This is a genomic window from Streptomyces sp. NPDC051173 (genome assembly GCF_040689515.1).
Classification (GTDB): domain Bacteria; phylum Actinomycetota; class Actinomycetes; order Streptomycetales; family Streptomycetaceae; genus Streptomyces.
In genome coordinates this window covers 18431-30815 of sequence record NZ_JBFBBD010000012.1, presented here as the reverse complement: position 1 = coordinate 30815, position 12385 = coordinate 18431, and the positions used below count along the sequence as shown (strand labels likewise).

Sequence of the window (12385 nt, the reverse complement as noted above, 5' to 3'; positions counted from 1 at the left end):
AGGCGCGGCGGTGGGCGGAGATCAGGGCCGCCCACGTCCGGGGGCTGCGCCTCGGCGGGCCCGAGGACGACCCGGTCACGCGGGCGGTCGCGGCGCCGGGTGTCCTGGCGGACCGCTTGACGGCGGTGGAGTCGGCGATCCTGGACGCCCGGCGCTGAGAGTCGTCTCAGCGCGCCGTCCTGGCCAGGAAGAGCCCCGTGGTGGTCTCCAGGCGCGCGGTTCCCCCCTGCGCCCGGATCACCCGCTCCACGTCGGCGAACAGCGCCTCCCGCACGTCCTCAGGCAGCACCCGGTACGCGGAGTGCGAGGCGAGCAGCTCGACCAGCCCGCGCGCGGTGCGCTCATGGACGGAGTCGTACCGCCGGTACTCGACATCGGTGAAACCGCCGTCGGCGGCCAGCTCCTGGTGGACCCACGACGCCGCGCCCTCCACGGTCGACCTCGGCCGCAGCACGGGGAAGGAGTCGGGCAGCACGTCCGCGAGGTGCCGGTCGTGGGCCGCGGCCAGCTCCTCCTCGACGCCGTCCCCGGCGACGGTCCAGTCGTTCCAGAACAGCGCGAGGGCCCCGCCCGGACGCAGCGCGGCACGCGCCCGTGCCCACCGCGTCTCGGGATCGATCCAGTGCCACGCCTGCGCGGAGTACAGGAGCCCGTACGCGGCGGCCGGGCGCCAGGTCTCGAAGTCGCCCACCTCGACGGAGACCCGGTCGGATCCCGCGCAGTGACCGGCCAGCACGTCGGCCATCCGGGGGTCGGGCTCGACGCAGGTGAGCGGTATGCCCCGCGCGGCGAAGGCGAGCGTGGCCTTGCCGGTGCCCGCGCCGACCTCCAGGGCGGGGGCACCGTCCAAGGCCGCGAACTCGACGACGTCGGTGACGAGGCGGTCGGGGTAGCCGGGGCGCGACGCGTCGTACGTCTCGGCGGCCTCACCGAAGACGTGCCGCCGTCGCCGCCGCCAGGACTCCGGGTCGTTCGCGATCAGGTCATCAGCCATGACGTCAGATTAGTAGGCGGCACCCGGCCGGGGTTCACGGCCCGGGACACGGTGATGCGGACGGCACGGCGCCCGCCGCGGGAACCCGCGCCGCCTCACGAGCCGTTCTTCCAGCGGTTTCCCAGGACGACGAGGACACAGGTGCGGCGATGACCCAGTTGATACCCGGCGGCAACACCCCGCTTCCCCACGGCCCGGTGTCCCTCCGTGTTTCCGGGCCCTTCGACCTCTCCGCCCTCATCACCGACGACACCGGGAAGGTCACGGGGGACGGCGACTTCGTCTTCTACAACCAGCCGTCCGCCCCGGGTGCCCGGCTGCACGACGGTGGCCTCACCGTGGACCCCGCGCGGCTGCGGCCGGGAGCGAGCCGGGTCACGCTCGTCGTCAGTCCGGCGACGCCCGGCACCCCGCTCGGCCGGCTGCCCGCGCCCGGCCTGTCGGTGACGGGCGGCGGCCAGAGCGTGCTCGCCCGCTTCACACCGCCGCGCCCCACGCGCGAGACCGTCCTGCTGCTCGCGGAGATCTACCGCCGGGGAGGCGGGTGGAAGCTGCGCGCGCTCGGTCAGGGCTACGCGGACGGGCTGGCCGGGATCGCCCGCGACTTCGGTGTCGACGTGCTGGACGAGAGCGACGGGAGCACAGCGGGGGCCGACTCCGATCCCCTTGCTGCACTGGTGGGTTCGGGGCGGGCGCGCAGCGGCGCTCCGCCGGTGACCGTGGACCCGAGGCTCACGGCCGCCGCGCGGAGCCACGCGGCGGCGATGGCGGCCCAGGGGCACCTCGGCGCCGAGGGGGCCGACGGCCTCTCCGTCTTCCAGCGCGTCACCGGCAACGGCTACGCCTATCTGGGGATCGCCGAGCAACTGGTCTCCGGCCCCCGCACGCCCGCGGAGTTCCTGGAATACTGCCTCGGCGAGGCGGACGCCGGGCGCCCGCTCAGGGATCCCACGCTCACCGCGGTGGGCCTGGCCCACGCCGTGGACTCCCGCTCCAGCACCACCTATTGGACGGCCCTGTGGGCCAGCCCGTTCAGCACAGCGGGCCTGGCGCGGACGGCCGCCGAGGTCGTCGCGCTCACCAACGCCGAGCGGGCCTCGGCGGGTCTGCCGCCGCTGGCCGACGACCTGCTCCTGGGCGCGGCGGCACAGGCACACTCCGCGGACATGGTCGCGCGCGACTTCTACGCGCACATCTCGCCGGAGGGGAGCCGCCCTTGGGACCGGGCCGCCGCCGCGGGGTGCGCCCACCGGGGCATCGGCGAGAACATCGCGTGCGGCCAGCGCTCCCCCGCCGAGGTCGTCCGGGGCTGGATGGACAGCCCGGGGCACCGGGCCAATATCCTCGATCCGGGCTTCACCCACATCGGCATCGGGTTTGTCGGCGGCGGCCGGGCGGGTACCTACTGGACGCAGCTGTTCGGCCTGTCCGGGTGAATCGGCCCCCAACTCCCGCGATTAGCACAGGGGTCCGAGGGTGCCGGAATTTCCGCTACAGAATCGTTCTTTCACAGCTACTTGATCGTTCTACCACCGAGTAATCCGGCCCGTGGCGCGGCGATTGACGGAGCACACGGGCGCGCACCTTTTCCGTTCCCCCTAAATCTTTCGACACAGCTTCACCAACGGTTGACGATCTGCTACGTTGGGTACGCTTGAGATACCTCAGGGGGGCGCCGTGCGGGGAAAAGAATTCGCTGTTGGCGTGCGCAGCCTGATTGATCCGGCAGGCCGGTCGTTTCCGGCACGTTCAGCCCCCCGCGTGACGCGGCCACGGCCCTTCGACAAAGGCACCGGGGCACTCATATCCGCGTTGCGGCAAGAAGAGGGCCGGCGGATAACCGGGACGGCTGCGACGGGCCCGCAGGAGGAGCTCGCCAGACACCCGGAATTGACCAGGCTGCGCATCGCCGCGGTGGCGGGAAGCTTTCTTTCCGCGGTGTCGACCCTGGCCTTCTGCACGCTCGCCTTCGCGAGCCACGCGGAATGGCCGCTGATCGGGGTCTGGGCGGTGTCCGCGGGGGCCACCCTGGCCATCCTGGTCTTCTTCACCGCGCTGCGCCGGGCGCTGGCCAAGCAGCGGGAGCACGAACTCCAGGTCTCCCGCTCGATGTTCTGCTCCGCCCTGCGCGGCATGGCCGAGGAGCAGGTGCTCAACCTCGAGGCGAAGCAGCTGCTGCGGCGCAGCCAGGACGATCCGGAGCTGGCGAACGCCATCCTCGCGGGCATCGTCCGCGAGTACACCGACGCCGAGCAGTCAGCCGAGAAGCACACGGAATTGGGCCGGCATCACAAAATCGCCGTCCTGGTGGGCAAGGTGACGAACCAGGCCAACCAGGACCATCTGATCGCCCGTACACTTCGGCGGCTGGCCTCGGACGTGGACGTGGACGTGAGCGAGGCGCGTTAATGACGGACAACGGGGGAAATGCCGGCGGATCGACGGTCGCTGTCGACCAGTTGATGGAGCTGGTGAAGAATCTCGAAAATGTGAAATCAAGAAACTTACGGCGCGCCATGCGGTCCATCAACTTGGAGGCCCGCAATCAGCGCCTCGACGTCATCCTGGGAAATGCCACGACGGCGCTCGGGCAATGCCTTTCCGGCACCATGGTCCTCGCCTATCTGTGGGTGGGATATCAGATGGTGCAGCGGGGCGACGCGGGTTACTGCGTGCTGCTGTGCGGAATGCCCGTCACCTCCGTCGCCTCCATCTTCGCCCTGAAGAAGGTGCCGGCCACCCAGGCCATGGGCCAGCTGTCGCGTCAGGTCACCAGACTCCTGCGCCGCGCCGCCTCCCCCACGGCGGACCCCCAGGACGGTGCCGCGCCGAGCGGACTGGACGGCGACGGCCAGGGCACCTCCTGAACCACCCCTCCACAGGCCGGCCCGCGCGGGGCCGGACCACCTGGCACCGGCACGCCCACCACGCGTGGCCGCACCGCGTTCCGGGCCCGGCGCGCCCCGGGCGGTCACGCTTCCGCCCCGGGCGCGCGGCGCCGCGCCCGGCCACGGGTCCCGACACCCGACTCCCACTCCCGGATGGAGCAGTGATGGCCGATCCCGACACCCCTGGTCCGGCGGACCGTACGCACCACGCGCTCGTCACCGACCTGGAGACGCTCATCGAGGACACCGCCCGCGCCGCCGCGCGCCACGGCTGGACCGCCGTGGCCGAGGCCGCCGCCGCGCTGCCGGGCCGGGGCGACCGGACGGTCCTGCTGTGCGCCTCGCCCAAGGCCGACGGCACCGCCCTAGCCGCGCATCTGCGCACCCGGCTACCGCAGTTGGAGCCGCGTACGCTCCCGCTGGAGGCGTTGCACACGGATCCCGCGGAGGCGCTGCGCGCGGACCTCGTCGTCCTCGCGCTGGGCTGCGCCGAGTTGCTGAGCCCCGTGGCGGCCGCGGCGGCCGCCGCCCTCGCGGCCCGCCCGCCGGGCACCGTCCTGGTCGTCCTCACGGGAGCCGACACGCTGTCCGGGGACGACGACCTCGCCCTGGTGGCCCGGCGGATGCGGCGCGTCCTGCACGCCGGCCCCGACGAGGAGTGGACCGGCCGGAGCCCGGCGGAGCTCGGCTGTCTGCTGTGGAGCACCGAGGATCCCGCGGACCTCCCCGAACCGCTGCACGGCCTGCTCGTCCGCGACGCGGTGGCGCTGGAGGAGCGGTTGCTCGCGCGGGTGCCGGTCCCGCCGCAGCTGCTCCACGACCGCGTCGTCCACCTGCTCGACCTCGCCGCCGGGCTGCTCGCCGGGCCCGCCCGCGGCGGGGATCCGCGCCGGCGGTCCGCCGACGGCGCCCGTACGGCACTTGAGAGCGGGCGCCGGAAGGTGCTCGACGCCGTGGACGCCGAAACGGCCGCGGCCGAGCGGGAGATCGTGGCCTCGCTGCGGGCCGCGGAGGGGGATCTGCTGCGCCGGCTGGACGGGTTCCTGGAGCGGCACCGCCAGGAGGTGTCCGAACCGGGGCGGGCGCGGGGTCTCGTCGCCGGGTATCTCGACCGCGGCACCGGAGGCTGGGCCGCTGCCACGGCGCCCGGGCTGCGGGCCCGGGCCGCCCGGATCAACCGCGTGGCCACGGAGGCGTTCCAGGAACTGGAGCGGGCGTTCGCCCGGCAGGGCGTGGAAGGCGTCACGGTCGGCGCCCCGCCGTCGGTGTCCCTCGACGGCGCCGCGCACGGCCCGGCCTCCGCCCCGGGCAGCAGGCCGCGGGGCGGGAAGCCGTCCGGGGTGCCCACGCGGATGGTGGTGGGCGGCGCGCTCGGCGCGGCGGCCGGGGCCGTCCTCACCAGCGGTCTTGGCACCCTCCTCGGTGCCGGGATGGGGGCCGCGGCCGGTGGCGTGCTCCACCACCGCCAGACCGAGGTGCAGATCGGCCGCGCCGCCGCGTACGGCCGGGCAGCCGTGCGGGAGCGCTTCAGCGTGCTCGTGACCGGCGCCCCGGCGGCCGTGCGCCGGGAGACCGGGTCCCTGCGGCGGTCGGCGGAGCGGGAGTTGGACCGGATCGGCAGGGACCTGGAGATCGCGCTCCTGGCGACGCGCACCGGTCCGCGTCCCGCTCGCCGCGCCGCCGGGACGGCCGGCGTGGTCGGCGAGCTGCGGCAGCGGCTCGCCGCGCTGGAGGCGAGGGCGGACGGCGGCTGACGGCGGATCACCCGCGCCGGGGCGAGGGAAGCGGAGGGTCGGTTGCCGTTCCAGGGACGGCTCAACTTGACCTGTACACGCCCCACCCCCGGTGGTGGCATGGGCGTCCCCGAGGGGGGTCCGTGCAGCAGTGGGAGGTCTCCATGTTCAAACCATCGGCAATCAGACCAGTGGTGATCGGTGGGGCGGCGGTGGCACTCGTGGCCGCGTCGTTCACACCGTCGTCGGCCGCCGACCGGGTGCCGCCGCCCGACAAGGTCGTGATCGACGTGGTGACGGTCAACGGCTCGGGCTGCCCCGCCGGTACAGCCGCCGTGGCGGTCGCGTCCGACAACTCGGCCTTCACCGTCTCGTACAGCAACTACCTGGCCCAGGTCGGTGTCGGCGCCAAGCCGACGGACGGCCGCAAGAACTGCCAGCTCGGCCTCAACGTCCACGTCCCCCAGGGCTTCACCTACGCGATCGCCCAGGCCGACTACCGCGGCTTCGCCCACCTGGAGTCGGGCGCCACCGGGCTGGAGAAGGCCAGCTACTACTTCCAGGGCATGTCGAACACGACCTCCGTGAGCCACCGCTTCGCCGGCCCCGCGGACGACGACTGGCAGACGACCGACGTCACGGACTCGAGCTCCCTCGTCTACGCCCCGTGCGGCGCCTCGCGGATCCTCAACGTCAACACCGAGCTGCGGGTGGGCGCCGGGACGTCGGACCCGTCGACGACCACCAGCTACATGGCGATGGACTCGACCGACGGCAGCGTCAACACGCTCTACCACTTCGCCTGGAAGCAATGCCCCTGATCGCACGCCCCGGCTCATGAAGTGATCCCGGGCCGGGCCGGCGGAGACCCACCTGCCGCCGGCCCGGCACCGGGTGCGCGGCACGTCTCCGCCCGACTCCAGGGCACTCCCAAGGCAAGGGAAGGGGTCTTCCGTGATCAGACCGGTGATGATGTGTGGTGCGGCCGCGGCACTGCTCGCCACGTCCTTCACGCCGCGCGCGGCGGCGCTGGACGGGGTGCCCCCGCCGGACAAGATCGTGATCGATGTGGTGTCCGTCAACGGATCGGGCTGTCCGGCCAATACGGCCAACGTCGCGGTCTCGCCGGACAACACCGCCTTCACCGTTTCCTACAGCAACTACGTCGCCCAGGCCGGCGTCGGCGCCAAGCCGACCGACGCCCGCAAGAACTGCCAGCTCGGCCTCAACGTCCACGTCCCCCAGGGCTTCACCTACGCCGTCGCCCAGGCCGACTACCGCGGCTACGCCCGCCTCGAACCCGGCGCCACGGGCCTGGAGCGGGCCAACTACTACTTCCAGGGCATGTCGCAGACGGCGTTCATGAACCACCCGTTCTCCGGTCCGCTCAACGACGACTGGCAGACCTCCGACACCACCGACATCGACGCCCTGATCTACGCGCCTTGCGGAGCCATACGGTATTTCAACATCAACACCGAGCTGCGCGTGGACGCCGGGACCTCCGACCCCACCAGGACGACCAGCCTCCTGGCGATGGACTCGACGGACGGCAACATCAACACGCTCTACCACTTCGCCTGGAAGAAGTGCCCCTAGCACAGCCAACAGGCTCCGGATAAGGGGCAGTTGTTCCCCCTAACACAGCTCATGGAGGCCGGTGGTGACGGCGCACAGCCGCTCCCGGCCTCCGGTCCTTCCCGCGGCGTTCCCCGACGCTTCACGACCTCCGCCGGCCCCGGTCCACGTACTCGCGCGAGCAGTGGGCGCACAGGTGAAAACCGGCCACGGGGCGGCCCGGTGACGGTGGCCTGAAGCGGGCAAATCCCTCAGCGCGTCACAGCCACCGTGCGGGCCCTGGCCCCGGCCGGCTCCTTGCGCACGAAGGCGCGGCGCCGCGCGTGGTAGGGCGCGGCCCGGTCGTGGAGGACGGCGCGCATCCGGGCCAGTTCCTCCTCCCGGTACGCGGCCAGCGGCTTGCGCGCCTCGTCCTGCTCGCGTCCGGCCTTCTTCGCCGCGATCCGGGCCTGGGCCGCGGGCGTTCCGGCCAGGTGCGCGGCCAGGGCGGCCACCTTCTTGCCGAACTCCCCGGGGGCGGCGTCGATGACGCGGTCCGCCAGCCCGATCCGTTCCGCGGTCACGGCGCTGACGGGCAGGGCGTCGTCCATGAGCCGCTCGGCCGTACCTGCGCCGACGCGGCGCGGCAGGGAGTACGTCCAGAACTCGGAGCCGTACAGCCCCATCAGCCGGTAGTGCGGATTGAGCACGGCGCCGGCCCGGCACCACACCTCGTCCGCGGCCAGGGCCAGCATCACCCCGCCCGCCGCGGCGTTGCCGCCCGGCGCGGCGACCACCAGCCGGTCGGTGGTGGTCAGAACGGCGTGGACCAGGTCGTCCATGGCGTTGATGTTGGCCCAGGTCTCCTCCGCCGGGTCCGCGGCCGCCTCGATGACGTTCAGGTGGATCCCGTTGGAGAAGAAGTCCCGGCCGCCGCCGAGCACCAGCACGGAGACCGGGCGGGAGCGCGCGTAACGATAGGCGGCGAGCAGCCGGCGGCACTGCGTCGTGCTCATCGCGCCGCCGGGGAAGGAGAACCGCAGGAAGCCGACCGTCCCCTCCTCACGGTAGCGGATGTCGGTCCAGGTGCGGCGGTCGTCCCCCAGGTCGAGCGGGGCCGTCGCCTCGGGCAGGCGCGGCAGCCGGTTCCCCAGGGCCAGCGTCGCGGGCAGCTTGAACCCCGGCGGCTCGTCCGGGCCGCGGCGGCGCCGCAGCTGCGGGATCCACACCGCGCCGTCGGCGGTCGCCCGGCAGACGGCGCCGGCCCGGGTGGCCAGCAGCTCGCCCGGGCGGCCGGTCAGCCTGTCCTCGAAGTGGCCGCCGTGGAGGTACCACTGCTCGCCGAGCAGGGTGTCCAGCACGCCAGGGCTCGAGTCCGCGGCGCGCAGCTTGCGCAGCACGGTCTCGGTGAGGTCGCTCTCCCAGTCGACGCTCCGCAGCTCCTGCCGGAAGTACGGGCGCGCGAGCGCCGCGGGCTCCTGTGGGACGGGGCGGTACGTTCCGGTGGCGAAGCGCTCGACGGCCAGCAGGACCGCTTCGAGCGCGGCGTCGGCGATCTCGTTGCGGCAGAGATCACTCTTGGCCACCGGCGGGACCTGGCAGGTGGCCGACGCCCAGATGCCACCGGCGCCCATCTCCGCGTCGGCCTGGAAGACCGTGACGCCCCACTCCCGCGCCCCGTCCTGCACCGCCCGGTCCAGGGAGGACGGGCCGCGGTCGCCGGCCGGGCCGGGGTGCACCACGAGGCAGGGGTACGCGGACCACACCTCGCGCGGGATCACCGCCGTGAGCGCCGGCGCGAGGATCAGCTCCGGGCGGTGCCGCCCCACGATCCCGCTCACGTCCGCCCGGTGCGGCACCTGCTCCACCACCACCGCGTGCCCGTGATCACCCAGCTCGGCGTAGACGCGCTGGGTGAGGCCGCCGAACGCGTCGGTGAGCAGCAGGATGTCCATGACGACCTCCGGACGGGTCTGGCGTCGAGCGGAAGCGGCGGACGCCCTCGTCGGCGGCCCGCCATCGGTGATCCTTACGCCCGCTCACCCCACCACCGTCGAGACGTGTCCGGAACGCTCCGTTATGTCACCCACACGCCCGAGCCCGCCACTAGGCCGTGTCCGGCGGATCTTTGCCAGTCTGCGGGCCCGTTGCCTCCCCCAGCTACCTCCCCCAGACTCCGTCCGGGGGTGCCCCCAGCGGTGCCCCCAGCGGCGGGAACGCCCTTGGGGGTCCCCCCGGACGGAGTCTGGGGGAGTGTCCTCAATCGCCGGACGGGCTGGATTGCTCACCCAGATCAGCCGCATCCAGCCCGTTGGGGGCACCTCCCAGCGTTAGCTGGGGGAGCTTGAGGACACCGCCGCGCAGCGGTGGTGCGGACGACGACCACCCGCAGAACCGACCACAAGACCCGCCGGACAGGCCCTAGAGGCCCCACACCCGCACGGCGGTGCTCGCCATCGCGGCGGCGCTCGTCATACTGAGGGGGTGAGTTCCCTCGCCCCCGCTCCCCCGCCGTCCGGTTCGCCGGACACGCTGCCCGTCCAGGACGCCGCGGCCTATCTGGCCGGCTGGTGGATTGTCGACCGCACCCTCGTCGATCTGCGGACCGGCTCCTGCGGGGTGTTCCGCGGCACGGCCGAGTTCCGGCGGCTCGAGGACGCGTCCCTGCTGCATGTCGAGGACGGCGAGCTGAGCTGGAACGGCACGGTCAACCGCGCGGGCCGGACGCTCAAGCTGTTCCCCCGGGCCGACGGCACCGCCGAAGTGGCCTTCGCCGACGGGCGGTTCTTCCACGACCTGGACCTGCGCGGCGGGTCCTGGACCACCCGCCACCCGTGCGGCCAGGATCTCTACGACGGCACCTTCACCGTCGTCTCGCCCGGCGAATGGCACGTGCGCTGGCACACCGCCGGACCGGCCAAGGACCAGCTCCTGCGCTCGGTCTACCGGCGGCAGGAGCGGTAGCGGGCGGCCGGGACCCGGCCGGCGAAGGCCGGACCGGGTCCCGGCCGTGGTTCTATTCGGTGATCCGGACGGCGCCGGACGGACAGAGGCCGCCGGCCTGGCGCGCGGCAGGCCGCTTGTCGGCGCCGGGGTCGGCGTCCAGCACCGTGACGAGGCCGTCGTCGTCCTGGTCGAAGACATCGGGCGCGGTCAGCGCACACAGGCCGGCGCCGATACAGACGGTACGGTCGGCACTCACGCGCACGGTCGCTCCTTTCGTCGCCTCGGTCACCAGGTGACCGGGAGTTCGTTGACGCCCTGGATCGTCGTGCCCGGCCGCAGTGTCAGCCGGTCGACCGGGACGGCCAGGCGCAGCGTCGGGATACGGTCGAACAGCGCCGTGATGATCACTTCGAGTTCCAGGCGGGCCAGGTTCTGGCCGAGGCACTGGTGCACTCCGTAGCCGAAGGCGATGTGGTGGCGGGCCAAGCGGTGCACGTCGAAGGTGTCCGGGTCCGCGAAGACCGAACCGTCGCGGTTGGCGATGGAGTTGGCGACTATCACGCCGTCCCCGGCCCGGATGAGCTGCCCGTCGACCTCGATGTCGGCCGTCGCGATACGGGCGCCCGCGAGGTCGGCGATGGCGAGGTAGCGCAGCAGTTCCTCGACCGCGCCGGGAACGAGGCCGGGGTCGGCGCGCAGGGCGGCGAGCTGGTCCGGGTGGTCCAGCAGGGTGATCACGCCGAACGAGGTCATGGAGGCGGTGGTCTCGTGGCCGGCGACGAGCAACAGCAGTGCGGTGGAGATCAGTTCCTCGCGGTCGAGTTCCCCGTTGGCCAGCTGTTGGGTGACGAGGCTGCTGAGCAGGCCCGGGCCGGGCCGGGTCTGGAGCTCGGTGATCAGCCCGTCCAGGTAGCGATCGAATTCCTTGCGCGCGGCGACGGCGACCGCGGGGTCCGTCGCCTGCACCAGCCGCCTGCTGGCGTCCTGGAAGAAGTCGTGGTCGGCGTAGGGCACGCCGAGCAGTCGGCAGATCACCATGGAGGGCACCGGCAGCGCGAACCGGCTGACCAGGTCGGCGGGCGGGCCCGCGGCGAGCAGTTCGTGGATGAAGCCGTGCACGATCCGCTCGACGTCCGCGCGCATGCCCTTGATGCGCTTCACTGTGAACTCGCTGATCGTCATGCGCCGCCGGGCGCCGTGCTCCGGAGGGTCCAGGGCGATGAACGCCGGGCGGTTGTTCCGGAAGGTCGCGACGCGCGACGAGGTGGCGGGGAAGCCGGCGCGGGTCCGGTCGGAGGACAGCCGGGGGTCGGCCAGCAGCTTCCGCGCGGCCTCGTGCTTGGTCACCAGCCATGCCTGGCTGCCGTCGTAGAGGGTCACCCTGCGCAGCGGTCCCGGCTCGTCCCGCCAGCCGGCGTACGAGTCGGGCAGGTGGTACGGACAGGTGCGGTTGTCGGGAAAGGCGGGGGTGTCTTCGGTCTTGAGCATCGCAGTCTCGGTCATCGATCCCCTCGAGCTCTCTGACATTTAAAGAACGGTCAGTTCTCTAATAAGAGGCTAAGGTGTCCCCACAAGGAACGCAATGACCGCTCGACAAGCTCTCGGGAGTCCACGCTGTCACCGAACGTCGGCCAAGCCCTCGAACCGGCCGTCGACCACCGCAAAGGCCCTCGTCGGCGCGGCGCCGAACTGGAAAAGGCCGTCCTGACGGCGGCGTTGGAAGAACTCGGCGAGGTGGGGTACGCCGCGCTGACCATGGACCGGGTGGCCTCCCGCGCCCGCACGAGCAAGGCCGTCCTCTACCGCCGCTGGTCCTGCCGGGCCGAACTGGTCCTGGACGCCTGCAAGCTGCGCACCCTCATCGACGTCGAACTCCCCGACACCGGCGCGCTGCGCACCGATGTGCTCGGCCTGCTGCGGCAGATGGCCACGCAGATGGCCAGCCCCTACGGCAGCATCCTGCGCGGCCTGCTCGCCGAGATGAGGAACGACCCCGAATTCGCCAGGATCGTCCGCGAGCGGCTCCACACCGGCGGCCCGCTGATCCGCGCCATCCTGGAGCGGGCCGTGGAGCGCGGCGAGACCGAGCCCTGGATCCTGGAGTCCCGGCGGGCCACGGTCGCGACGGACCTGCTGCGCAACGAATTCCTGCTGTACGGCGCGCCCGTGGACGACCGCACCATCACGGAGATCGTCGACGACGTGTATCTGCCGCTGATCCTGAGCCCGGCACCGGCGGGCGGTGCCGTCCGCGACGCCGAGTAGGC

12 protein-coding genes are annotated in these 12385 nt (G+C 72.7%); 8 read left to right on the top strand and 4 right to left on the bottom strand.

The window, feature by feature from the left end; all coding sequences use genetic code 11:
- Positions 1-166 precede the first annotated feature (166 nt).
- Complete coding sequence (locus AB0435_RS10110) at positions 167-994, bottom strand: methyltransferase domain-containing protein (RefSeq protein ID WP_366426641.1); 828 nt, start codon at positions 992-994, stop codon at positions 167-169.
- A gap of 149 nt (positions 995-1143) precedes the next feature.
- Between AB0435_RS10110 and AB0435_RS10105 the strand changes: the two genes are divergently transcribed.
- The 6 genes from AB0435_RS10105 to AB0435_RS10080 all read left to right on the top strand — a co-directional run bounded on the left by AB0435_RS10105 (position 1144) and on the right by AB0435_RS10080 (position 7214).
- Positions 1144-2430 (top strand): CAP domain-containing protein, encoded by a 1287-nt coding sequence (locus AB0435_RS10105; RefSeq protein WP_366426640.1) that lies wholly within the window; start codon positions 1144-1146, stop codon positions 2428-2430.
- Positions 2431-2884: 454 nt separating this feature from the next.
- Positions 2885-3403: a hypothetical protein gene (locus AB0435_RS10100; RefSeq protein ID WP_366004620.1), complete on the top strand. Its 519-nt coding sequence runs from the start codon at positions 2885-2887 to the stop codon at positions 3401-3403.
- A gap of 107 nt (positions 3404-3510) precedes the next feature.
- Positions 3511-3861, top strand: a complete 351-nt coding sequence (locus AB0435_RS10095; RefSeq protein WP_366004619.1) for a hypothetical protein — start codon at positions 3511-3513, stop codon at positions 3859-3861.
- A 185-nt stretch (positions 3862-4046) separates the two neighbouring features.
- Complete coding sequence (locus tag AB0435_RS10090) at positions 4047-5636, top strand: hypothetical protein (protein WP_366426639.1); 1590 nt, start codon at positions 4047-4049, stop codon at positions 5634-5636.
- 143 nt (positions 5637-5779) lie between these two features.
- Positions 5780-6436: a DUF4360 domain-containing protein gene (locus AB0435_RS10085; protein ID WP_366004617.1), complete on the top strand. Its 657-nt coding sequence runs from the start codon at positions 5780-5782 to the stop codon at positions 6434-6436.
- A gap of 133 nt (positions 6437-6569) precedes the next feature.
- Entirely contained in the window at positions 6570-7214 is a 645-nt protein-coding gene (locus AB0435_RS10080) for a DUF4360 domain-containing protein (RefSeq protein WP_366004616.1), read from the top strand.
- A gap of 230 nt (positions 7215-7444) precedes the next feature.
- Here AB0435_RS10080 and AB0435_RS10075 read toward each other — a convergent pair whose 3' ends face one another.
- Positions 7445-9127, bottom strand: a complete 1683-nt coding sequence (locus AB0435_RS10075) for an enoyl-CoA hydratase-related protein (protein WP_366004615.1) — start codon at positions 9125-9127, stop codon at positions 7445-7447.
- Positions 9128-9656: 529 nt separating this feature from the next.
- Between AB0435_RS10075 and AB0435_RS10070 the strand changes: the two genes are divergently transcribed.
- Positions 9657-10136: a DUF6314 family protein gene (locus AB0435_RS10070; RefSeq protein WP_366007627.1), complete on the top strand. Its 480-nt coding sequence runs from the start codon at positions 9657-9659 to the stop codon at positions 10134-10136.
- Positions 10137-10188: 52 nt separating this feature from the next.
- Here the strand turns inward: AB0435_RS10070 and AB0435_RS10065 are convergent, their stop codons facing one another.
- Both AB0435_RS10065 and AB0435_RS10060 read right to left on the bottom strand, forming a co-directional pair.
- Entirely contained in the window at positions 10189-10380 is a 192-nt protein-coding gene (locus AB0435_RS10065; RefSeq protein ID WP_366007628.1) for a ferredoxin, read from the bottom strand.
- Positions 10381-10403: 23 nt separating this feature from the next.
- Positions 10404-11621, bottom strand: a complete 1218-nt coding sequence (locus tag AB0435_RS10060) for a cytochrome P450 (RefSeq protein ID WP_366426638.1) — start codon at positions 11619-11621, stop codon at positions 10404-10406.
- Positions 11622-11834: 213 nt separating this feature from the next.
- Here AB0435_RS10060 and AB0435_RS10055 point away from each other — a divergent pair, with 213 nt between their 5' ends.
- Positions 11835-12383: a TetR/AcrR family transcriptional regulator gene (locus AB0435_RS10055; protein ID WP_366007630.1), complete on the top strand. Its 549-nt coding sequence runs from the start codon at positions 11835-11837 to the stop codon at positions 12381-12383.
- Positions 12384-12385 lie beyond the last annotated feature (2 nt).

Bases quoted from the DNA above. Each gene is read 5' to 3' on its own strand.
- AB0435_RS10110 (WP_366426641.1), bottom strand. From the start codon at position 994: ATGGCTGATGACCTGATCGCGAACGACCCGGAGTCCTGGCGGCGGCGA.
- AB0435_RS10075 (WP_366004615.1), bottom strand. From the start codon at position 9,127: ATGGACATCCTGCTGCTCACCGACGCGTTCGGCGGCCTCACCCAGCGC.
- AB0435_RS10095 (WP_366004619.1), top strand. From the start codon at position 3,511: ATGCGGTCCATCAACTTGGAGGCCCGCAATCAGCGCCTCGACGTCATC.
- AB0435_RS10105 (WP_366426640.1), top strand. From the start codon at position 1,144: ATGACCCAGTTGATACCCGGCGGCAACACCCCGCTTCCCCACGGCCCG.
- AB0435_RS10085 (WP_366004617.1), top strand. From the start codon at position 5,780: ATGTTCAAACCATCGGCAATCAGACCAGTGGTGATCGGTGGGGCGGCG.
- AB0435_RS10090 (WP_366426639.1), top strand. From the start codon at position 4,047: ATGGCCGATCCCGACACCCCTGGTCCGGCGGACCGTACGCACCACGCG.
- AB0435_RS10060 (WP_366426638.1), bottom strand. From the start codon at position 11,621: ATGACCGAGACTGCGATGCTCAAGACCGAAGACACCCCCGCCTTTCCC.